Annotated in this window: 20 protein-coding genes; 11 read left to right on the top strand and 9 right to left on the bottom strand. The window is 62.2% G+C overall.

The annotated features are described in order from the left end of the window. Positions 1-28: 28 nt before the first annotated feature. Positions 29-1117 carry a DNA topoisomerase IB gene (locus GLS_RS07590; RefSeq protein WP_041111763.1) on the bottom strand — a complete coding sequence of 363 codons (1089 nt, stop codon included), beginning with the start codon at positions 1115-1117 and terminating at the stop codon, positions 29-31. Positions 1118-1277: 160 nt separating this feature from the next. On the opposite strand from GLS_RS07590, the gene GLS_RS07585 reads away from it, so the two are divergent. Further along, entirely contained in the window at positions 1278-1490 is a 213-nt protein-coding gene (locus GLS_RS07585) for a hypothetical protein (RefSeq protein ID WP_041111762.1), read from the top strand. Positions 1491-1506: 16 nt separating this feature from the next. Here the strand turns inward: GLS_RS07585 and GLS_RS07580 are convergent, their stop codons facing one another. Genes GLS_RS07580 through GLS_RS07560 form a run of 5 tightly spaced genes read right to left on the bottom strand, consistent with a single transcriptional unit; the run spans position 1507 to position 5847 of the window. Next, complete coding sequence (locus tag GLS_RS07580; protein ID WP_041111761.1) at positions 1507-2154, bottom strand: glutathione S-transferase family protein; 648 nt, start codon at positions 2152-2154, stop codon at positions 1507-1509. Further along, complete coding sequence (mnmA, locus tag GLS_RS07575) at positions 2154-3239, bottom strand: tRNA 2-thiouridine(34) synthase MnmA (protein ID WP_041111760.1); 1086 nt, start codon at positions 3237-3239, stop codon at positions 2154-2156. The genes GLS_RS07580 and mnmA overlap by 1 nt, the downstream gene beginning before the upstream one ends. A gap of 5 nt (positions 3240-3244) precedes the next feature. Further along, positions 3245-3559 carry a ferredoxin family 2Fe-2S iron-sulfur cluster binding protein gene (locus GLS_RS07570; RefSeq protein ID WP_011252912.1) on the bottom strand — a complete coding sequence of 105 codons (315 nt, stop codon included), beginning with the start codon at positions 3557-3559 and terminating at the stop codon, positions 3245-3247. A 22-nt stretch (positions 3560-3581) separates the two neighbouring features. Then, complete coding sequence (locus tag GLS_RS07565) at positions 3582-4724, bottom strand: cysteine desulfurase family protein (protein ID WP_041112772.1); 1143 nt, start codon at positions 4722-4724, stop codon at positions 3582-3584. Positions 4725-4746: 22 nt separating this feature from the next. Then, complete coding sequence (locus GLS_RS07560) at positions 4747-5847, bottom strand: cysteine desulfurase family protein (RefSeq protein ID WP_052327525.1); 1101 nt, start codon at positions 5845-5847, stop codon at positions 4747-4749. Between the two features lie 137 nt (positions 5848-5984). Here GLS_RS07560 and GLS_RS07555 point away from each other — a divergent pair, with 137 nt between their 5' ends. The 9 genes from GLS_RS07555 to GLS_RS07515 all read left to right on the top strand — a co-directional run bounded on the left by GLS_RS07555 (position 5985) and on the right by GLS_RS07515 (position 15941). Then, positions 5985-6650 (top strand): alpha/beta hydrolase, encoded by a 666-nt coding sequence (locus GLS_RS07555; protein ID WP_011252909.1) that lies wholly within the window; start codon positions 5985-5987, stop codon positions 6648-6650. Between the two features lie 118 nt (positions 6651-6768). Then, positions 6769-7686 (top strand): ABC transporter ATP-binding protein, encoded by a 918-nt coding sequence (locus tag GLS_RS07550; protein ID WP_080691924.1) that lies wholly within the window; start codon positions 6769-6771, stop codon positions 7684-7686. Further along, positions 7683-9089, top strand: a complete 1407-nt coding sequence (locus GLS_RS07545) for a hypothetical protein (protein WP_041111758.1) — start codon at positions 7683-7685, stop codon at positions 9087-9089. The genes GLS_RS07550 and GLS_RS07545 overlap by 4 nt, the downstream gene beginning before the upstream one ends. A 106-nt stretch (positions 9090-9195) precedes the next feature. Next, positions 9196-10446 (top strand): tyrosine--tRNA ligase, encoded by a 1251-nt coding sequence (gene tyrS, locus GLS_RS07540; RefSeq protein ID WP_041111757.1) that lies wholly within the window; start codon positions 9196-9198, stop codon positions 10444-10446. A 107-nt stretch (positions 10447-10553) separates the two neighbouring features. Beyond that, positions 10554-11105 (top strand): hypothetical protein, encoded by a 552-nt coding sequence (locus GLS_RS07535; protein ID WP_080691923.1) that lies wholly within the window; start codon positions 10554-10556, stop codon positions 11103-11105. Then, the gene (locus GLS_RS07530) at positions 11105-12229 is read left to right on the top strand and encodes a sensor histidine kinase (RefSeq protein WP_148295907.1); all 1125 of its coding nucleotides are present in this window, start codon (positions 11105-11107) and stop codon (positions 12227-12229) included. Before GLS_RS07535 ends, GLS_RS07530 begins: the two co-directional genes overlap by 1 nt. Further along, complete coding sequence (locus GLS_RS07525; protein WP_041111755.1) at positions 12226-12831, top strand: response regulator transcription factor; 606 nt, start codon at positions 12226-12228, stop codon at positions 12829-12831. Before GLS_RS07530 ends, GLS_RS07525 begins: the two co-directional genes overlap by 4 nt. Positions 12832-12926: 95 nt before the next feature. Then, complete coding sequence (locus GLS_RS13610) at positions 12927-13349, top strand: J domain-containing protein (RefSeq protein ID WP_052327523.1); 423 nt, start codon at positions 12927-12929, stop codon at positions 13347-13349. Between the two features lie 66 nt (positions 13350-13415). Then, positions 13416-15941: an excinuclease ABC subunit UvrA gene (locus tag GLS_RS07515; protein ID WP_041111754.1), complete on the top strand. Its 2526-nt coding sequence runs from the start codon at positions 13416-13418 to the stop codon at positions 15939-15941. On the opposite strand, the gene GLS_RS07510 is transcribed toward GLS_RS07515, so the two are convergent. From GLS_RS07510 to GLS_RS07500, 3 genes are read right to left on the bottom strand one after another with little or no spacing between them, the layout of a single operon-like run. Beyond that, positions 15926-16519, bottom strand: a complete 594-nt coding sequence (locus tag GLS_RS07510) for a LutC/YkgG family protein (protein WP_041111753.1) — start codon at positions 16517-16519, stop codon at positions 15926-15928. The two genes, GLS_RS07515 and GLS_RS07510, sit on opposite strands and share 16 nt — an antisense overlap. After that, positions 16516-18039, bottom strand: a complete 1524-nt coding sequence (locus tag GLS_RS07505; RefSeq protein ID WP_041111752.1) for a lactate utilization protein B — start codon at positions 18037-18039, stop codon at positions 16516-16518. Before GLS_RS07505 ends, GLS_RS07510 begins: the two co-directional genes overlap by 4 nt. Further along, positions 18036-18779: a (Fe-S)-binding protein gene (locus GLS_RS07500; RefSeq protein ID WP_041111751.1), complete on the bottom strand. Its 744-nt coding sequence runs from the start codon at positions 18777-18779 to the stop codon at positions 18036-18038. The genes GLS_RS07505 and GLS_RS07500 overlap by 4 nt, the downstream gene beginning before the upstream one ends. A 386-nt stretch (positions 18780-19165) precedes the next feature. On the opposite strand from GLS_RS07500, the gene GLS_RS07495 reads away from it, so the two are divergent. Next, complete coding sequence (locus GLS_RS07495; RefSeq protein WP_041111750.1) at positions 19166-21544, top strand: flagellin N-terminal helical domain-containing protein; 2379 nt, start codon at positions 19166-19168, stop codon at positions 21542-21544. Positions 21545-21551: the final 7 nt, after the last annotated feature.

Raw genomic sequence — 21551 nt, 5'->3', positions numbered from 1 at the left:
GACTCCTCTTGTGGATATGTCAGCGGCGTCAGGATGACGGGCCGGATTTTAGATCGGGTAAACGGCTGGCAAGGAACCCCGCAACGGCCGCTTCCTCCGCCGTCAGCCCATAGCCTTCATGATCCAGAACGTCCTGCGCCCGGCTTTTGAACGCTTTTCGCAGACTGCCATCCAGATACCCGTCCAGAATACAGGGATTGATGTAGCTCCGCTTGCAGACTGCTGGTGTATTGCCAAGCTTCGCCGCCACGGATTTCACAGCCTCAACAAGCTGCTTCTTCGCCCTGGCTTTCGTATCGTACTGGCTGAACGCGCAGAGCGTGACAGCCGCAAGCTGTGTTGCGGCCCAGGTCCGGAAGTCCTTAGCCGTGATGTCTGCCCCAGTAATGTCCTGAAGATAGGCATTCACATCCTGCGAATGAATGTCATGCCGAACGCCTTCCGCATCGACATACTGGAACAGACGCTGTCCCGGCAGGTCTTCAAGGCGGGACACAACACGGGCCAGTCGGGGATCGTCCAGTTCGAGATGCTGCTCGATCCCGTGTTTGGCGCGAAAATCGAGCGTGAGATGCCGCCCGTGCACTGTCGCATGACGATGGCGCAGGGTCGTCAGCCCGTAGCTGCGGTTTTCCTTGGCGTATCGATCATTGCCAATACGGGCCATCGTGCGTTCCATGAGACGGACAATGGCGGCCAGCACCCGCTCCCGGTCCAGCCCGTGCCGCCGCAGGTCCTGATCCACGCGCTCCCGCAGAAGCGGCAGTTTTTCACCAAAAACCAGCATGTGCCCGAACTTGCCCTCGTCCCGCACACCCTGCCACAGCGGGTGATAGCGGTATTGCAGCCGTCCACGCGCATCCTCACCCACAGCCTGAAGATGTCCCTTCGGATCAGGGCAGATCCAGACATTCCGATAAGCCGGCGGAATAGCCAGACGGCGAATGCGGGCGATAATCCCAGGGTCCACGATATGGCTGCCATCGGGTGCATAAAACGCAAAACCGCGCCCGGCCCGGCGACGCGTGATCCCCGGCATGGACCGGTCCACATAGTGCAGGCCCGCGCTGCGCGCCTGCGTTTTCGCATCCGTTTCGTGACTGTCCGCCGCACTCATTCCTGAAGCCTCATGCCCGTTACAGACATAGAGCGTTACAGAACGGCGCAGGTTTCCATCCCGCAGCCGGCACGATTACGCTTCCTTACGGTTCCTGACATGACAGTCATGAGGACAGGACGCATTCTTTCCGGCAGGGAAACAGGAGGAACCGGTCCCCGTGAAAAAAACCTGCGCCGCGGCCGTTTTCGTTCTGCTTTCAGCCTGTGCCTCGCATTCCTCGCCTGCCGACATGGCAGCCGCCGCCAATGACGATGATTCCGGTTACACTGTCCGGGGTCATCAGGGTGGTGGCATGGGAGGCAACGGCAATATCTGGGGCGAAGTCCTCAGAACCGCCCTTCAGACCGGCATGAGCTTCGCTCACCACTGAGCGCGCCCACTGAACGTCAGTAGACCAGACGCCACTCCGCCGGTTCAGCCGCTGCCAGTTCGTACCATTCCCGCATCAGCGGATGATCGAGCATCGTCCGCACCCAGGTTTTCACGACCGGATCAACATCCAGTTCAAACGTATGAATCCGGATGGCGATCGGCGCATACATACAGTCCGCCACCGTCATCCGCTCCCCGAACAGGAACGGTGTCGGCTGGCCCGAGCGCAGAAGCGCGCCCTTAAGCGTACGACTCAGCAGCGCCACATCGGCCGCCAGTTCCTCGCTGATTTCCGGCAGAGGGGCCGGAACGCGCTCCACATCCATAGAGCAGTTCTGGCGGATCGGGCGGAAACCGGCATGCATCTGCGCACTGATGCTCTGGGCATGGGCCCGCACGATCCGGTCTTCAGGCCACAGCGAGGGCGCAATTTCCGCGCAGTATTCGCAGATGGCCAGACTTTCCCAGACATCCGCTCCGTCATGCGTCAGATACGGCACCAGCCGGTTGGGCGAACGCGCATGGATTTCGGTCGTCTGGCCCCCACCCTTGAGCGGGATGACCTCTTCCGTCACATCCAGCCCGGCCAGACGCACCGCCAGCCAGCCCCGCAGCGACCAGGATGAATACCGGCGCGATCCCAGAAGCAGCACCCCAGCCATCAGGCGTCTCCCGCAGTAATAAAGCCACCACCCAGCACGCGGCTTCCATCATACAGCACACAGGCCTGACCCGGCGCCGGCATGGCAGCCTCGGTCAGTTCCACCAGCGCACCACCATTCTCCAGCGGCTTCACGACAGCCTCGCGCAGCTTCTCCCGCGCCCGGATCTGCACACCACAGCGCACGCCTTCCGCCGGCGCGTCGATCAGCCAGTTCATATCCCGCAGACGCACGGTCCGGCGGCTGTCGGCTTCCGAAGCCTGCACGCGCGGCCCGACCACAATGCGCCGCTTCGGCACATCAATGCGCGTCACCATCTGGCGCTCGCCGGTCGCGGTGTGGATGTCACCCAGACGCTTGCTCTGCCCGACCGTGTAGCGCGCCACACCTTCATGACGGCCAAGGACGCGGCCGTCTTCGTCCACGATCTCGCCCTCGCCACGCACTTCCGGACGCAGCTTCTCGACCAGTTCGGCATAGGAGCCACTGGGTACGAAGCAAATGTCCTGACTGTCCGGCTTGGCCGCGATTTCCAGCCCCAGTTCCTGTGCGAGCGCCCGGACATGCGCCTTGTCCGGCATCTCGCCCAGCGGAAAGCGCAGATAATCGAGCTGGTCTTTCGTCGTCGCGAACAGGAACCAGGTCTGGTCCCGTTCCGCATCGACGGGACGATGCATTTCCACACCCTCCGGCCCTTCAACACGGCGAACGTAATGCCCGGTCGCCATGGCCTCGCAGCCCAGATCCCGCGCCATGCCCAGAAGGTCCGTGAACTTCACGCCCTGATTGCAGGCCACGCAGGGAACCGGGGTCTCGCCGCGCGCATAGGCATCGGCAAAACTCTCAACCACGCTGTCGCGAAACCGGCTTTCCGCATCAATCACATAGTGCGGAAAGCCCAGACGGTCCGCCACAGCGCGCGCATCCATGATGTCACGCCCCGCACAGCACGCGCCCGGCTTGGCGGCCTGTCCGTGGTCGTAGAGTTGGAGTGTCGCGCCAATCACCTCGTGGCCCTGCCGTTTGAGCAGCGCGGCCACTACGGAACTGTCCACGCCTCCCGACATGGCAACGAGGATCCGCATGATGCTCAGCCCGCCTTCGGCAGGCGGACGGTCAGGCCATCAAGCGCGTCCGTCATGACGATCTGGCAGCCCAGACGGGACGTCTTTTCCAGACCGAACGCCAGGTCGAGCATGTCTTCCTCGTCATCGGTCGGCGCGCTCAGCTTGGCGGCCCATTCCGGATCGACAACCACATGGCAGGTCGCGCAGGCCAGCGAACCTTCGCAGGCGCCTTCCAGGTCAATGTCGTGCTTGTGTGCGATTTCCAGCACCGACAGGCCGACGGGCGCGTCAACGTCACGACGGGTTCCATCACGCTCGATAAAGGTCATCTTGGGCATAGTTCGTCCGCTTTTTCCGGTTTCAGTTGGGTTGGCACGCCCGGGCAGCTGCGATCAAAAGAGAGGCCGCACGGTCAATATCGGCCTTGGAGGTAGAGCGTCCGACCGACAGGCGCAAGCACCGGGACGCCTTCTCCGCAGAAAGTCCCATCGCCGTCAAGACATAGGACGGCGCAATCTCCGCCGCCGTGCAGGCCGATCCGGTCGAAGCGGCGACATCCGGACAGGCTTCAAGAACGTCCAGCGCCCGGACTCCGTCCGGCAGACAGACATTCAATGCCCCCGCCAGACGCGGCGCCCCGGCTCCGTTCAGCGCAATCCCCGGCAGACCTTCGCGAAGCTGCGCCCACAGATCATCCCGCAGAAAAACCTGACGCGCCGCCTCATCACCCAGGCCCGCAGCCGCCAGATCCGCAGCCTCCCCGAACCCCACGACCAGCGGCGTCGGCAGCGTCCCGGACCGAAGCCCCCGCTCCTGACCGCCCCCGGAAAACAGCGGCTCCAGCCGGACACGCGGCTTTCTCCGGACATAAAGTGCGCCGATCCCCTTGGGACCATACATCTTGTGAGCGGAGACGGACGCCAGATCCACATCCCGCAGCGATACCGGCATCTTCCCCGCCATCTGCGCCAGATCGACATGCATCAGCGCCCCGTTCTCCTTCACAATCGCCGCAAGCTGCGGAATATCCTGCAACACCCCGGTCTCGTTATTCGCCGCCATGATGCTGACCAGAAGCGTCGGCACTTTCAGCGCCTCCCGCAGGGCTTCGGGATCAACCCGTCCCTCGCCGTCCACACCCAGCACGACCGCTTCAAAGCCGTCGCTTTCCAGATCACGCACCGATTCCAGAACGCATTTATGCTCCGTCGCCACCGTGACAATCCGACGCCGCGGATCGCCCAGCCGCGCCAGATGCCGCGCAGCCCCCTTGATGGCGAGATTGTTGGCCTCCGTCGCACCAGACGTGAACACGATCTCCCGAGCCTCCACGCCCAGAAGCCGCGCCACGCTCTCCCGCGCCCGCTCCACGGCTGCCGCCGCCTTCCGCCCGGGCCCATGCGGACTGTGCGGATTACCGAAATCTTCCCCGAACCAGGGCAGCATGGCTTTCAAGACTGCCGGATCACACGGCGTCGTTGAAAGATAATCGAGATAGATCATGCCCGCTGCCCCTTTGCCCGTCTCATTTCCGCAGACGCCGCGCCATCGCCTCATAGGCCTCACAGAACGCCTCGACCTGGGCCTCCTGCACATTCCAGGGCAGCGAAACACGAATGGCCTGCGACGCGCCCTCCGTCTCCCCCATCGCTCGCAGGACATGAGAGGACGACACCTTCCCCGACGAACAGGCCGACCCCGCCGAGACGCAGAATCCGGCCAGATCCAGCGCCATGAGCTGAACCTGCGCCGCCACACCATCCAGAATCAGGCAGCTCGTATTCGGCAACCGCGCCACAGTCTCACCCGCAACTCGCGCGCCAACATTTTTCGCAGCCGCTTCGACACGATCCCGAAGACGCTGCACCGGAGCCCAGTCCTGCGCACGCGCCGCATCGAACGCCGCCGCCATTCCCAGAATGGCTGGCAGGGCCTGCGTCCCGCCCCGGCGTCCCCGCTCCTGACCGCCACCAGCCACCAACGCGTCCATGGGCTCGTCTTCCGCCAGCAGCAGCGCGCCCGCCCCTTTTGGCCCACCCATCTTGTGCCCGGACACCGCAACACTGCATCCGTCCAGCACAAACGGCACCCGCCCCGCGCTCTGCACGGCATCAACATGCAGATGTGCTCCCGAGTCGCGACACACCGCCAGCACGTCCTCCAGCGGCGAAAGCACCCCCGTCTCGTTATTCGCGGACATCACGCAGACCAGCGCCGGACCAGTCTCCTGCAACCGCGCGCGCAGGTGTTCCACGTCCAGAATCCCGTCCCTGTTCACGGGCAGGATTTCAGCCCCCGGCGCGGCCTTGAGAACGGCATCATGTTCCGTAGACCCAACAAAAATTCGGCGTTCCTGTCCGAAAGCATGAACCGCCATCGCATCGGCTTCCGTCGCCCCGGATGTAAACACGCAGGTGCCGGAAATCCGCCCGAAACCCGCTGCAACCCGGCTGCGGGCATCCTCCAGAAACCGCCGCGCTTCCCGTCCCTCGGCATGCACCGAAGACGGGTTTCCGGACAGCATCATCCCCTCCAGCGCCGCCTCCTTCGCGCAGGGGCGCAGAGGCTCAGTGGCGTTGGCATCCAGATAGGTCGTCCCGGAGACGGTCTTGAGTGCAGTCATCATGTTTTCCAGATTGGACAAACTGGCGGAAATCGCAACGCCGTGTCGATTTTGGTGGAAATCGGGTTTTGCGAATCGATATACACTGCGTCACCGGACGGCAGAGTTCCAATCCTGCCTGACACAGTGCGAGAGTATTCATGCCTGAAGTGATGTTCGCCGGCCCCGACGGCCGGCTTGAGGGTCGTTACCACCACTCCAGCGAACCCAACGCTCCGCTTGCCCTGGTGCTGCATCCCCATCCGCTCCACGGCGGCACCATGAACAACCGTATCACCTATACGATGTATCGCAGCTTCGAGAAGATGGGCTTCTCGGTGATGCGCTACAATTCGCGTGGCGTGGGCCGGTCCCAGGGCCGTTACGATGGCGGTATCGGCGAGATTTCCGATGCAGCGGCAGCCCTCGACTGGATGCAGATGGTCAATCCGAACTCCACGGAACTGTGGATCTCGGGCTATTCCTTCGGTGCCTTCGTGGGCATGCAGCTCCTGATGCGCCGCCCCGAGATCAGCGGCTGGATCAGCGTGGCCCCGCCGGCCAACGACTACGATTTCGGCTTTCTGGCCCCCTGTCCATGCAGCGGCCTGATGATTGCCGGCGGCCGGGACGAAATGGCTCCCGAACCGGGCATCCGCAAGCTGGTGGACAAGCTGAACACCCAGAAGAACGTGACCGTCGACTATCGCATCTTCGAAGACGCCGACCACATCTTCGCCAAGCAGGCCGACCGGGTTGCCGAAGCCCTCGAAGACCACGTGAACACGATGCGTGGCCGCAAAGCGCTGGCTCTGGCCGCAGACTGATCCGGGACATCCGCCCCGTCAGACACTTCAAAAATGGCTCTCCCTTCCGGAGAGCCTTTTTTGATTCGGGCTGCACAATCCCTTGCTCCGTCCAGACAAATATGTAACCGGATATTTCATGCAAGACCGAAACATTCTGCACCCCGCCGCCGCCTCATCCCTGCCTGTGGAGGTCTCGCACCTCACCAAGAGCTTCGGGAGCTTCCGGGCGCTGGATGACGTCTCCTTCTCCATCGCGCAGGGCGAAACCGTAGCCCTTCTGGGACGCAACGGGGCGGGCAAATCCACGCTGATCGGATGCCTCATGGGCTTCCTGCTCGCGGATGGCGGCAGCATCGACATTTTCGGTCACAGCATCGCGGCCCTCCCCCGCGAAATCCGGGCGCGGACCGGTTTCGTGCCCCAGACCATGACCGGTTTCGGCAGCTTCCGCGTCGCCCAGCTCATGGACTACATCGCGGCGTTTTACGGGGAACTTCCCCCTGTGGATCCAGCCCTGATTGCCTGGGCCGACCTCGACCCCAAAAAGCAGGTGCGCTCCCTGTCGGGCGGCCAGAAACAGCGTCTGGCCATCGTGCTCGCCATGCGTCACAACCCCGAGTTTCTGGTTCTGGACGAACCCGTCGCCAGTCTGGACCCCCATGCCCGGCGCGATTTCATGAACCTGCTCGATACCTACACGCAGCGGACCGGCGCCAGCATCCTGATCTCGTCGCATATCCTGTCCGATCTCGAACGCCTGTGCTCACGCCTGCTCTTCGTCCGACAGGGACATGTCGTGCTCGACGTCCCGACCGAGACCTTCCGCGCTACCACGCGCTGGCTCGAACATCCTACGCCCGACCGGCTCCTCGCCGCCCTGCCCGCCGATCTCCAGATCCTCGGCCAGCGTCCCGATGCGCTGCTGGTGCATGGCTGGACCGGAGACCTGATCCTTCCCGAAGGTACCCTGACGGTCATCCCGGATTTCGAAGACGCCTTCCTGGAAATCACGGCGCCCCGCACCCCCACCGAAACCCCGGACGCCGCGGCATGAGGAGCTTCCTGCCCTCGGGCGCCCTGGAACGCAGCGACATGATCCGCGCCCTGCGGCTGTACGGAACGCGCGTTTTCCTCGTTGGCAACCCGATGATCTTCACGGCGGTGATCTTCATCCTACTGGCGGGCCTGACGGCTCATGAACTGCACACCGCCCTCCTGACCCAGAGTCTGGAAAAGGCGCTCAAACACGCCAATGTCTTCAACGCGGCCATCGCCGCAACCTTTGTGCAGAACTGCCTTCAGACCCATTCCGGCAACCAGATCGGCGCATCCCAGGCCCCCGCCATCCCCGGCCTGCTCCAGGCCGAGGCCCGCGCGGCAGCCCTGATGTCCATGGTGGCCATCCTCGCCCTTTCCGGCCTGCTCGCCTGGAGCGGCCTGCCCCTGCATGACACGCTGTTCTACACGCTTCTCAATACCGTGCCGGCCGTCATCCAATGGTATGCCCCGCCGCAGCAGGCATCCCGCAAGATCAAAGGCATCACGGCGGTCATTGGCGTCGGCCTGCTGCTCGGCCTGATGCTCCTGACCTTCGCCACCGATTTTCCGCTCTGGGCCCTCACACGCCCCGCCCTGCTGACCGTCCCGGCCGATCTCGCCATGATGGGACTGCTGACGGCCGCCATCATGACGCTGCCGAACCGTCTGCATTCCCCGGCGATGATGGCCCCCACGGACGGCTTCACTGCCTCGGCCCCGGATTTTGCACTTCCCGAAACGACGCCCCGTGTCGCCCCGCGGGATCTCAGCTTCTACCAGTTACGGCAGATGCTCCTCGCTCCCGCCACGCCGACCAATCTGCGCAACGATCTCCTGACCAGCCTGTTCATGCCCGCCTGCGCGGTCCTGATCATGGGGAGCCTGCCGCTCGGACATGGCAGTTTCGGCAACCGGATCGCGCATCTGACTCCCGGCATGACCATCCTGATCGCCCTGCAGGACGCCTGGATCAGCAACCGCAAACACTGGCCGCTGCTTCTGACAACGGGTCGCTTCGGTAGCCGGCTGGACTTCGTGCGGGCGGTTTTCACCGCCAAGGCCAACAGGGTTTTCATGACGGCCCCGCTCCGCACGCTGAGCCTCATGCTGCCGGTCACCCTGTTCAAGCCGCTCGCGCCCTCGCATGCCCTGCTGGACGCCGCAGAACTTCTGGTTGCCACCTTGGGCGTGACGTTCTGCTGCCCGCTGCCCTTCCTCGTCATGAAGCAGCCTCCGCAGGGTGTCATCGTTGCAGCAACCGTCGCGCCCGCCTTCGTGCTGCAATTCTGCAATCCGTTCATTCTGGGCAGCCGCATCTTCGGGCCGGTCGCACTGGCCTTCGCTGCCCTCGGCGCACTCTGCTTCTTCGTCGTCCCGTCCCGCATGGCCCGCACCGACTGGCCTTACGAAACGGAATGAGCACCTAGCCCACCGCCATGGCTGCTGCCGGAGTTTCCGCTCCGGCGCCGGTCATGCTAGGGTCCGCGTCCTTTCCTTCCCTGTAGCAGCGTAGCAAGACCGACCCATGCCAAAGAGTCCGTTCCTCCTCGAAGCCCAGGCCCGCGGCCTGATCTTCCAGTGCACCGACCTCGACGCCCTCGACGAGGCCATGCTGGCCGGACCGATCACCGCCTATGTGGGTTTCGACCCCACGGCGGACTCCCTGCATGTCGGCAATGCGCTCTCCATCATGGCGCTGCGCCTGCTCCAGAAGCACGGCCATCGCCCGATCGCCCTGATGGGCGGCGGCACGGCCAAGATCGGCGACCCGTCCTTCCGCGACGAGGCCCGCTCCCTCATCACGAACGAGACGATCGCGCACAACATCGCCGGGATCGAAAAATCCCTGCGCCAGTTCATCACCTTCAGCGATGAAGACCCGTCCAGCGGCGCCATCCTCGCCAACAATGCCGACTGGCTGGACAAGCTCTCCTACATCAACCTGCTGCAGGATGTGGGCGTGCATTTCTCGGTCAGCCGGATGCTGGGCTTCGACAGCGTGCGCCAGCGTCTGGAACGCGAACAGGGCCTGACCTTCCTGGAGTTCAACTACTCCATCCTCCAGTCCTATGATTTCCGCGAACTGAACCGCCGCCACGGCGCCGTCCTGCAGATGGGCGGGTCGGACCAGTGGGGCAACATCGTCTCCGGCATCGATCTGACGCGTCGCACGGACGGCAAGCAGATCTTCGGCCTGACCACCCCGCTCGTCACCACGTCCTCGGGTGCGAAGATGGGCAAGTCCGCCAAGGGCGCGACCTGGGTGCGTCCGGAAAAGCTGCCGGTCTTTGAATACTGGCAGTTCTGGCGCAACACCGAAGACGCCGATGTCGGCCGCTTCCTCAAGTTCTTCACGGATCTTCCCGTTGAGGAATGTGAACGCCTGGGCGCGCTCGAAGGCTCGGAGATCAACGAGGCCAAGAAGATCCTCGCGACCGAAGCCACCGCCATCTGCCACGGCCGCGCCGCTGCCGAAGAAGCCGCCGAGACGGCCCGCCGCGTCTTCGAGCAGGGCTCCACACAGGCTGCCCTGCCGGAAATCGACCTGCCCGCCAACCTGATCGCCGAAGGCCTGCCCGCGTTCCGCGTCTTTCAGGAAGCCGGTCTCGCCGCCAGTGGTGGCGAAGCACGTCGCCTGATCCGTGGCGGCGGCGGTCGCGTCAATGACGTGGTGGTCTCGGATGAGAACCAGACCTTCACGCTCGACGACCTGCGGGACGGTGTTTTGAAGGTCTCGTCCGGCAAGAAGAAGCACATCCTGCTCCGTCCGGTCTGATCCCCGTCATGACCGATGTCATCCGCAACACCTGACACTGCACCCTGTTTTTCAGCGCAGGAACGGGCATCCTCACGGCGGGTAGCCCCGGCAGAGACGGAACGCGGATGATGACAGAACGGAAAAACTGGCGTGGCCTGCTGACCGACTGTGCAGGTCTGGCCTTTGCGGCTCTCTGGGCCGCACGCGGCGCACAGGCGGCCATGCTTCCCATCCCCCTGACCGTTGCAATCCTCACCATCCCGACGATCCTTCTCGTCCTGGGCTTCATCCGGCGCGACCTTGTGCTGCGACACCCCGAAATCTCCCTTGACCCGCAACTGACGCGCCGCATCAAGATCCTGCGTTTCGTGGGGATTTTCATCGCCGCATCATGGACACATGCCCATCACCGGGTGGACCTGTTTTATCCGCTTCTCGGGGCCATCATCGGCCTGTCCTACATTCCGCTGGGCTGCGCCCTGAGAGAACCGGTTCATATCGTCATGGGCGGCGCCATCGTTCTGATTTCCGGCCTTTCCATGCTCCTGCCCGAACCGCACCATCTCGAAGTCGCGGGTTTCGGCACGGCCATCGCCATCTGGGCTGGAAGCGCGATGCGACTATGGCGTTCGGGCGTATTCTTGACCCCGGACACATCCTCAACCACCCTCGCCTGATGGCCGCAGATTCCCTCTCCCGCCATCTGGCGGACCGCAAGACACCCTGGCCGCATTTCAACCAGTATCTGGTGGCCTATCTGAGCTACCTGCTGTTCTATCCGGTCCCATGGCTGCTGGGCTATCACCGCCCCACACTTGCCGGCGTCCTGTTCTCCACAGCCGCCATGCTGGTCTTCCTGCTGGTCTATTTCGCGCCCTACCGGAAAGACCGGTATTACGGCTACGGCGAAATCATCCTGACCGACCTGATCGGCTATGCCTGCGCCTGGACGCATGGCGACTGGGAAGTCTACTGCATTTTCGCCGCCGGGATGTGCGCCCGCCTGCCCGGAAAGCGGCAGTCCATCACGATGGTCATCCTGCTTCAGGTCGTCCTGATCATTTCCGGGCATTTCCGCCACAAGACCACGCTGGAAGTCATCCCCGGCGCCTTTTTCAGCATCATCACCTATATGGGCACGCTGGTGCAGTGGCAGCTCGGCATCCGCAATTTCGAACTGCGCGAAGCCCAGAACGAGATCCGCACCCTCGCCACGACCGCCGAGCGCGAACGCATCGCCCGCGACCTGCATGATCTTCTGGGTCATTCCCTCACGGTCATTTCCGTGAAAGCCGAACTGGCCGACCGCCTGTTCACGTCCGACGCCCCCCGTGCGCGGCAGGAAGTCGCGGAAATCAGCCAGATCGCCCGCACGTCCCTGCGCGAAGTCCGCGAAGCTGTCGCCGGCATGAACGGTGCGTCGCTTCAGCGCGAACTGGACCGTGCCCGCAAGGCCCTGAATACGGCCGGCATCACGCTCGTTCTGAATGGCCCCGGACCATCCGCCGATCAGCCGCAGAACAGCGTGCTCGCCCTGGCCCTGCGCGAAGCCGTCACGAATGTCATCCGCCATTCCGACGCCCGGACCTGTACCCTGACCTTCCAGCAGAACGCGGAAGGCCATATCCACACCTTCACCCTCGAAGACGACGGCCCGCTCCAGGCCCCACAACCAGCCCACAGCATCGTCGAAGGCAACGGCCTGCGCGGCATGCGCGCCCGGCTTGCCGCCTCGGGCGGTACGCTGACCCTTTCCCCCCAGCCCCAGGGCTTCAAGCTGACTGCAACGACACTCCCATGATCCGCCTCATCCTCGCCGAAGACCAGACCATGCTCCTCGATGCCTTCGAGGCCCTGCTGCAACTCGAAGACGACATCAAGATCGTCGGCCGGGCGACCGACGGGCGCGAGGCGCTCGACCTGATCCGCGAACACCGCCCCGATGTCGTCCTGACCGATATCGAAATGCCCCACGTCACCGGCATCGAGCTTGCGGAAAAAATCCTTCAGGAAGGCCTGCCCAGCCGCGTGATGATCGTAACGACCTTCGGCCGCTCCGGCTATCTGCGCCGCGCGCTTCAGGCCGGCGTGCGCGGCTACATGCTCAAAGACGCACCCATCACGCAGCTCGCCGCCGCCATCCGCAAGGTCGCCGCAGGCGGCCGGGCCATCGCGCCCGATCTGGCCGAAGCAGTGTGGGACGCCCTGCCCGACCCGCTTTCCGAACGCGAACGCGCCATGCTCCGCCTCGCCGAAGCCGGACGCACCAACCGCGAAATCGCCGAGGAACTGTCCCTCTCTTCCGGCACGGTCCGCAACTACTTCTCGGAAATCGTGCAGAAACTCGATGCCCGCAACCGCATCGAGGCCGGCCGGATCGCCCGGGCAAACGGCTGGCTCTAACAGGGACAGGAAGGACAGTCCGGAGAAAGAAGTCGCTCCCTGAAGTCCACCCAGCCATGATAGGATAGCCTGCAACTACTGGCGGAAGACTTTTCATGCAGCTTCTCGCGCTCATCGGAGCAGCGTTTCTTGTCTACTGGGTCCTGACGCATCTGGGACTTGTGTTCGGGCTCATCTTTGCTTTCGCGAAATTCATCATCCTTGCGCTTGGAGCCCTGGTCATTCTGGGCATCGTGATGCAGATGATCCCGGGGAAAAAGGATGCAGGAAACACCGATCAGAAAACGGCGGAAGACCCGATCGATGAGCCGCCTGCGGACCGGACATGGTTCGAAGTCCTCGGCGTCAGCGAATTCGCATCGCCTGATGAAATCAAACGCGCCTATCGCGATCTGATCCGCCAGTACCACCCGGACAAGGTCGGCGCGATGGGAGAAAAAATTCGCGAACTGGCCATGCGCGAAACGCAGCTCATCAACGCCGCCTTTCAGGAAGCACGCCTCAGCCGCGGCTTCTGAAGCGTGGTTTGTGTACTATGATGTCTGACGGGTCTACACTCCTGCGGACATCATCAGGAGTGCCCCATGTCCCAGACGCCCTCGCCCCATGAGATGATCCGCGTCAGAGGGGCGCGGGAACACAATCTGGAAAACGTGGATGTAGACCTGCCGCGCGACAAGCTCGTCGTCGTCACAGGCGTATCCGGGTCCGGCAAATCCTCCCTCGCCTTCGGGACGATCTATGCCGAGGCCCAGCGGCGCTATCTGGAATCCGTCTCCCCCTATGCCAGGCGCCTGTTCGATCAGATGCCGGTTCCGGTCGTGGCCTCCATCGACGGACTACCGCCCGCCGTCGCGCTTCAGCAGCAGCGTGGCGGAAGCAGCAGCCGCTCCAGCGTTGGCAGCCTGACGACGCTCTCGAACCTGCTGCGGATGCTCTATTCCCGCGCAGGCACCTATCCGCCCGGCCTGTCACGACTGGAAGCAGAATCCTTTTCCCCCAACACCCCCATGGGCGCCTGCCCGAAATGTCACGGGCTGGGGCGTATCTATGACGTTACGGAAAAGACGCTCGTCCCTGATGACAGCCTGAGCATCCGCGACCGCGCTATCGCAGCCTGGCCCACAGCATGGCAGGGACAGAACTTCCGCGACATTCTCATCACCCGGGGCGTGGATGTGGACTGCCCCTGGCGCGACCTGCCGAAAAAGACGCGAGACTGGATCCTCTTCACCGAGGAAACACCGACCGAACCCGTCTATCCGGGACGCACCCACGCTCAGGTCGTGGACGCCATCAAACGCGGCATCCCGGCCGATTACAACGGCACGTTCAGCGGCGCACGCCGCTACGTCCTGCACACCTTCACGCAGTCACAGAGCGAGAAGATGCGCAAGCGCGCAGCCTCGTTCATGGTCTCCGCGCCATGCCCCGTGTGTCATGGACAGCGCCTGAACCCCGATGCGCTGCGCGTCACATTCGACGGGCTGAACATCGCCGATTTTTCGAACCGCACGCTCGAAGACATCGCGGCCTCACTCCGCACATCCGCCAAAACCCTTGCCAACGGTAAGGACGCCACGGCCGTAGCCGCGCGCGGCATGGTGGAAGCGATGATCGAGCGCATCGACGTGCTGCTGGATCTGGGTCTGGGCTATCTCCAGCTTGACCGAAGCGTGCAGACACTCTCGCCCGGCGAATACCAGCGACTGCGGCTCGGCACGCAGATCCGCTCGAACCTGTTCGGCGTGGTCTATGTGCTGGATGAACCCAGCTCCGGCCTGCATCCGGCCGATACGCAGGCCCTTCTGCGGGCACTGGACGGGCTGCGCGATGCGGGCAATTCGCTGATCGTCGTCGAGCATAATCCGGACGTGATCCGCCGCGCGGAATGGCTGGTGGATGTCGGCCCGGATGCCGGCGAACGGGGCGGCCGTATTCTCTATAGCGGCCTGCCAGAAGGATTGCGGAACGTGAAGGAGTCCCGCACCCGTCCTTACCTGTTCGGCACGGTCCAGCCCCGCACGACACCTGTCCGCAAGCCAACCGGCACGCTGGAACTGACCGATATCTGCTGGAACAACCTGGACCATCTGGCCCTGACACTCCCGCTCGGCGTGCTGGTCTCGGTGACGGGGGTTTCAGGGTCCGGAAAGTCCAGTCTCGTCGGGCAGGCCCTCGTCTCCATCATGGCCCGTACTCTCGGCCAGAAAGTGGACATCGACCCCGACGACGACAGCACGGATGATGCCCCGCCCCCCGAACACCGCGAGCCCAAAGGGAACGTTTCGGGCGGAACCGGCCCGATCAAACGCATGGTCATGATCGACCAGAAGCCGATCGGACGCACCCCGCGTTCCAATCCCGCCACCTATACCGGCCTGTTCGACACGATCCGCCGCCTGTTTGCCGAAACGCCGGACGCGAAGAAACGCCGTTTCGATGCCGGCTGGTTCTCTTTCAATGTCGCCAAGGGACGGTGCCCGCGCTGTGAGGGCGTGGGAACAGTCGATGTGGAGCTTCTGTTCCTGCCCACCGTGCAGACGCCTTGCCCCGTCTGCCACGGCAGCCGCTACAAACCCGAAGTGCTGGAAGTCCTGTGGAACGGGCACAGCATCGCGGACGTACTCGGCCTGAGCATCGACGATGCCTGTGACGTCTTTGCGGATGTGCCGGCTCTGGCGCGCGGCTTCGATACCCTGCGCCGCGGGGGACTGGGCTATCTCCGTCTCGGACAGCCCGCCACCGAACTGTCAGGCGGCGAAGCGCAGCGCATAAAACTCGCGACCGAGCTTCAGAAACAGCGCAACGGGCACATCCTCTATGTCCTGGATGAACCCACGACCGGCCTGCATCCGGCCGATGTGGACCGGCTGATGCTCCAGCTTCAGGCCCTGGTCGATCAGGGCAACACCGTCGTTCTGGCCGAGCACGACATGCGCGTAGCAGCCGCCAGTGACTGGATCATCGATCTCGGCCCCGGTGCAGGACGCAAGGGCGGCCGGATCGTGGCCTCAGGAACACCGGAGACCGTCGCGGCCTCGGAACACAGCGTCACCGCCCCGTTCCTCCGCCGCTACGTTCACCCCGAACCTCAGGACGCCGGATGAAACAGCACGCTCAGCGAGCGCACGCCCTGCGCACCATGCACAAGCACGCCCTCAATATCCGCCGTCGCTGACGGACCGCTCTGGAACACGGCATAATGCGCCTGCGTCCATTCCGGACGCTGGTAGGCATTGTGCAGGTTGTACACGATCTGAGACGGGTCCAGCAGGATCACCAGATGCTGCGGCAGAAAACCCGTCGTGTTCACAAGAAGCTGCTTTTCCGTAAAGCACAGCGATCCCGTCTCCGCCACACCGAACGCCGCCCGCAGAACAGCATATTCGACCGGGGCGATATCCGTCGGCTTCGTCTGGGGCGTGATCTTCATATCCCCCTCGAACTCCGGCACACAGGACAGAACCGGTCCCGGCTTGACGATAGCCTGACGCACAGGCGCCATCGGATCGGCCGCATCGGGGGTCAGCATCTTGCCGCCCATGCGCTCAAGCGACTTCTGGAACAGTGCCTTCAGGTCGGCTGGTGCGGCCTGATCGAACAGCGGCACAGTCGGTCGGGCGCGGTCGCCCTGAACGTGGTTTTTCCGGATTGTGTCCAGAATGGCTTCGCGTGAACCGCTCATGACTTTTTCCCTTCGTCCTGCTGCTTCCGGTTCTTGCGATACCATTCATTGAACGTCTGTTTGGGCGTTTCGGGAATGTCGCGCTTGCGGCCCCAGGTGTTGAGCTTGTTGTAGAGCATGAAATGCGGAAGATGCCGCAGCGCGCTGCGGCCCAGGGGCAGGCTTGCCCGATAGACCACCGGCGATGCCAGAACCTCGCCGGCCGCCTTCATCATGACCTTCTTGACCGGGGAGATTTCCCCCTCGCCCGCCAGCGTCTTGCGCCAGTCGGCGATCTGTTCGTGAATATTGATCTTCACCGGACAGACATTGGTGCAGCTGCCGTTCATTGTCGAGGAATATGGCAGGTTGCGGTATTTGTGGACGTTGAAAGTCGGATCGATGATCAGCCCGATCGGCCCGGCATAGGTTGCCCCGTAGCTCAAACCGCCACTGCGCCGGAAGACCGGACAGGTATTCATGCACGCGCCGCAGCGGATGCATTTCAGCCCCGGCCAGAACTTCTCCATCCCAAGCCGGGCGGAACGGCCGTTGTCCACGAGCACGACATGCATCTCGCTTCCCTTGCGGGGGCCGCGGAAATGGGACGTATACTGCGTGATCGGCGATCCCAGCGCACTGCGCGACAGCAGGCGCACAAACACGGCCAGATCATCCAGTCCGGGGATCAGCTTTTCGATCCCGATGGATGCGATATGCAGCGGCGGCGTGTTGGCGGAAAGATCCGCATTGCCCTCATTGGTGCAGACAACGAACGTGCCCGTCTCCGCAACCACAAAATTGCCGCCCGTCATACCGGCCTGCGCCGACAGGATCAGCGGGCGCGTGGCCTCGCGCTGACATTCCGTCAGGTAATGGGCATCCGCATTGTCAGGATCGGAACCGATTGTTTTGGCAAAAACACTCGCGACATCGGTCCGCAGCTTGTGCACGGCAGGCACGACAACATGGCTGGGTGCTTCATCATCCAGCTGCTGGATACGCTCGCCAAGATCCGTTTCGATGACCTCGACATTGTTCTCGGCCATGAACTCCCGGAAGCCACATTCCTCCGTCAGCATCGACTTGCTCTTGATCAGCCGCTCGACGCCCTTGCTACGCAGGATCTCGAGAACAATGGCGTTATGCTCGGCCCCGTCCTTGGCCCAGTGGACCTTGATCCCGTTGGCCGTCGCATTTTTCTCGAACAGCTCAAGATAGTAATCGAGTTTGGAAAGCGTGTGCTCCTTGATGCCCGAGGCCAGGTTTCTCAGCTCTTCCCATTCCTCGATCCCATGCATTTCCTTGTCGCGCTTCTGGCGCAGGTCCCACAGACGCGCGTCATGCATGGCCTCGTGTTCGGTCGCCGCCATGAAGCGGTTTGCCGCCTCGGACTGATCGACCGGCCGGTTCCCGTGGATCTTCGCACCACGGGGCTGAGGCTCCGAAATCCGCGATTTCAGCGGCCGGGAGGATGCTGCCCCGTGATCCAGCTGATCGGCATGGGGATCGGTCAGTTCTTCATGCAGTTCGGCGGTCATGCGCGTGCTCCATTCAGGATCTGGGCGATGTGGATGTATTTGAGATTGGCGCCCATTCGCCGGGCACAGCCTTCCTGATGCATCATGCAGGAGCTGTCGGAGGACGTGACATATTCCGCCCCGGATTTCAGCTGGTCCGTAACCTTGTCCTGACCCATCTTGGCCGAGACACCTTCCTCGAACACGGAGAACGTACCGCCAAAGCCGCAGCATTCGTCAGGCCGCGTCAGATCGGCGAATTCGATCCCCTTGACCATTTTCAGGAGCGCTTTTGGCTTGGAAAACGGCTCCTCACGGCGCTCGGTCATGCTGGCGATCCGCAGATTCCGCAGCGTGTTGCAGTTGTTGTGAAGCGCAACACGATGCGGAAACTCGGCCCAGGGAAAGGCATCGACTTTCAGGACGTCATGCAGGAACTCGACCAGCTCGTAGGTCCGGCTGCGAACATGTTTGACGGCATCGCCCTGCTCAATGGCCGTCATGTTGTTGCGGACCTGATTCGTGCAGCTTCCGGACGGCGTGACAATATAATCGTATTTCTCGAAATTACGGACGAACAGCTCTTCCGTCTTGGCCGCTTCACGCTCACAGCCCGTATTGGTCATGGGCTGGCCACAGCATGTCTGGTCAACGGGATATTCAACGGACAGCCCAAAGCGCTCCAGCAGTTCCAGAGTCGCAATTCCTGTCTCGGGGTGAAACATGTCCACATAACATGGAACGAACAGACCGACCTTCATGGGGAATACCTTTGTCTTCAATCATCTCGTGCGACGACAGTCTCATGAAAATAGCGCAGAAACAAAAGACAAGTTTACGGGAGAATCGAAGTCATCATAACCAGAGTATTTTAGTCCTGATAATAACACCAAAACAGAATAGTGAATTATGGATGCTTTGCAAATTACAATGAATAAATGTATTTCACATCCTTAAGTATTAATTCATGCCTCCATTAAAATTCTCCGGCCGTGCAATTCCATCCCCAATACCAAATCCCTTCGATATAGAATGTCCGGAAGAATTTTTTTCGCCCCTGAAAGACAGACAGTCCTGCCATTAACGGAAAATTATATCGAGGCTGACATCCTCGTAACATCCTGCGTTTTCTGAGAAGTACAGATCCGTGCTGAGTGTGAATAATGCCGCCGTTCTCTCCGGGCTCCAGGCCCTGTCCCAGGCCACCACTGCGCTGAACAAGGCCGAAACAGCAGTCTCAACCGGAAAGAGCGTCTCGACCGCCTCGGACAATCCGGCGATCTATTCCATTGCCAACACCATGCAGGCCCAGTCCTCTGCCCTGACCGGCATTTCACAGGGCCTGAATGTTCTCGGACAGGTTGTCCAGACGGCCAGCGCCCAGGGCACGCTCATCAACAATGCCCTGACCTCCCTCGCCGCCAATATCAGCGAAGGACAGAATACCGGCATCGACACCAGCACCATCAATACCCAGATTTCCCAGACACTGACCCAGATCGACTCCATGGCGTCATCCGCCACATTCAACGGCGTCAATCTTCTGGCGGGCGCCCTTGTCAGCGGCGTCAATTACAATACCGCCTCCACCTCCCTGGACGTGTATGGCGGAACGCTCAAGATTGCCGGCAACAATGCCACCTCCGCAGGGCTCGGCCTTTCAGGCCTCAACGTCGATCAGGCCGGTGTCACCATTCCGTTCGACCCGGAATCCCTGGTCATTGCCGGCCCCCAGACCACAACCCTGACCCTGCACAACATCGCCCAGGCCACAGGCACCGGAACGGCCCAGGATCCGGCGGTCCAGTACCAGTTCGTCGCCGAGGAAAGCGATACCGGAGCCAATAATCCGGGGACATCCACGCTGGCCACGATCAATACCGCCATAGGAGGGGGAGCGGATCTTCAGTGGGATCCGAGCACCGGCGACCTGACATCCGGCAGCAACACCGTCATCACGTCCCAGTATACTGACCCGAATGGTGTGAAATTCTATACGCTGAATTCCGGCGAAGCCATTCAGGTCTCGCAGGGCAGCAACGGCAATCCGGTCTATACCGTGAGTTCGGCATTCGATGCGTTGGGCAATCCCACCGCACAGAGCGTGATCACCCCCGTCACCATAACATCCGCCGGGTCGGGGAAAATGGACGACGAGGCCATTTCCGACACATTCATGACAGCCATTTCCGGCCAGGGTTTCCATGTCGACCGCAGCAGCACCGATGGCGCACTGACCATCAGCGGCGGGAACATCTACGCGCCATCCCTGTCTTCCAGCCCCAGTGTCTCCGCCCTGACCAACGCCATCAACACGGCACCTCTGTCCGGCCACATCGTTGCCGTGTCGAGTGATACCAAAACCGTCTCCGTCGCCCAGAGAAATGACGATGGCACCCTGGCTTACGACAGCAGCGGGAACATCAAGACCACACCTTCAACGGAAAGCTTCGTTTCCACCTACGGGCAGCAGGTCAGCCTGAGCTCTGCCCAGGCCAGTCTCGCCGATCCCATTGCCACCCGGATGGATTTCAACACGAATGGCACCGCTGCCGGAAAGGATGGCTACCAGCTCGTCCTGAACCAGACGACCAGCGACGGAAAGCTTTCCAGTTCGCAGACCATCGCCGGCAGTCTCCAGTCCCTGGTCGATAGCACGCCGACAATGACCGTGGATGCCGCCACCGGCATTCCGGCACCTTCAAAAATCATTTCCCAAAGTGGTGGCAGTACGGTCTTCGCAATCTCCACGACTCCTACAGGCGTTCCCATGTATGTCAGCCTTGAAAAGGACGGAACAACCGGCAATCTGACCTATGCCGTCTCGTCATCTTCCGACTTTCCGCAGGGAGAGACGCAGAATATCGTGGCCGTGAACGTCACACCCGACATGACGTCCCCTTCCACGTATCAGGACAGTCTGTTCACCCCGATCGTCGACACGCTGACCTCCCTGGGGATCAGTACGGCCTCCAGCAGCATCGACAGCGGCACGCTTTCCATCGTTGCAAGCGGTTCGAATATCGCGGGCTCCCTTCCTTCCGGCACGGTCACCGCCGATGACGGAACGCCTGTCTGGGCAACGCCAGCAGCGCCTTCTGTCTTCAGCAACATCCAGCACCCTTATGACAGTACGCTGGATACCTATCTTTCCGTCTACCAGTCCGTACCAGCCAACAGCTTTCTGCTGGCCGCAGACAGCAGAAACTTTTCTGGAAGTACGATCACAGGCCAGCAGGTCAGCGGTTATCAGGTCGCGATCGGAGCCGTAACAGCTGCCATTTCGAAAATGACGTCCATCAACGCCAACCTTGGCGACAGCACCGACCTCATTTCGCAGCTGACGAAGAACACCGCCGCCCAGCAGGACGCCATCACGACCGGAATATCCGCCCTGACCGACGCCGATCTGGCAAAACAGAGCGTTCTGCTTCTTTCCGCCCAGACCAAACAGCAGCTCGCCGTGCAGTCCCTTTCGATCATGGATGGCCAGTCCTCAATGATCCTCAAGCTTTTCCAGGGCTGACAGGGCG

This window comes from Gluconobacter oxydans DSM 3504 (assembly GCF_000583855.1).
GTDB lineage: Bacteria > Pseudomonadota > Alphaproteobacteria > Acetobacterales > Acetobacteraceae > Gluconobacter > Gluconobacter oxydans.
The sequence above is the reverse complement of the archived record's forward strand: the minus strand, read 5'-3'. Positions and strand labels throughout refer to the sequence as shown.

Coding starts and splice junctions, on each gene's coding strand:
- GLS_RS07580 (WP_041111761.1), bottom strand. CDS start 2,154: ATGGCTGGGGTGCTGCTTCTGGGATCGCGCCGGTATTCATCCTGGTCG.
- tyrS (WP_041111757.1), top strand. CDS start 9,196: ATGCCAAAGAGTCCGTTCCTCCTCGAAGCCCAGGCCCGCGGCCTGATC.
- mnmA (WP_041111760.1), bottom strand. CDS start 3,239: ATGCGGATCCTCGTTGCCATGTCGGGAGGCGTGGACAGTTCCGTAGTG.
- GLS_RS07545 (WP_041111758.1), top strand. CDS start 7,683: ATGAGGAGCTTCCTGCCCTCGGGCGCCCTGGAACGCAGCGACATGATC.
- GLS_RS07500 (WP_041111751.1), bottom strand. CDS start 18,779: ATGAAGGTCGGTCTGTTCGTTCCATGTTATGTGGACATGTTTCACCCC.
- GLS_RS07565 (WP_041112772.1), bottom strand. CDS start 4,724: ATGATCTATCTCGATTATCTTTCAACGACGCCGTGTGATCCGGCAGTC.
- GLS_RS07525 (WP_041111755.1), top strand. CDS start 12,226: ATGATCCGCCTCATCCTCGCCGAAGACCAGACCATGCTCCTCGATGCC.
- GLS_RS07560 (WP_052327525.1), bottom strand. CDS start 5,847: ATGATGACTGCACTCAAGACCGTCTCCGGGACGACCTATCTGGATGCC.
- GLS_RS07555 (WP_011252909.1), top strand. CDS start 5,985: ATGCCTGAAGTGATGTTCGCCGGCCCCGACGGCCGGCTTGAGGGTCGT.
- GLS_RS07515 (WP_041111754.1), top strand. CDS start 13,416: ATGTCCCAGACGCCCTCGCCCCATGAGATGATCCGCGTCAGAGGGGCG.
- GLS_RS07535 (WP_080691923.1), top strand. CDS start 10,554: ATGATGACAGAACGGAAAAACTGGCGTGGCCTGCTGACCGACTGTGCA.
- GLS_RS07550 (WP_080691924.1), top strand. CDS start 6,769: ATGCAAGACCGAAACATTCTGCACCCCGCCGCCGCCTCATCCCTGCCT.
- GLS_RS07505 (WP_041111752.1), bottom strand. CDS start 18,039: ATGACCGCCGAACTGCATGAAGAACTGACCGATCCCCATGCCGATCAG.
- GLS_RS13610 (WP_052327523.1), top strand. CDS start 12,927: ATGCAGCTTCTCGCGCTCATCGGAGCAGCGTTTCTTGTCTACTGGGTC.
- GLS_RS07570 (WP_011252912.1), bottom strand. CDS start 3,559: ATGCCCAAGATGACCTTTATCGAGCGTGATGGAACCCGTCGTGACGTT.
- GLS_RS07590 (WP_041111763.1), bottom strand. CDS start 1,117: ATGAGTGCGGCGGACAGTCACGAAACGGATGCGAAAACGCAGGCGCGC.
- GLS_RS07530 (WP_148295907.1), top strand. CDS start 11,105: ATGGCCGCAGATTCCCTCTCCCGCCATCTGGCGGACCGCAAGACACCC.
- GLS_RS07510 (WP_041111753.1), bottom strand. CDS start 16,519: ATGAGCGGTTCACGCGAAGCCATTCTGGACACAATCCGGAAAAACCAC.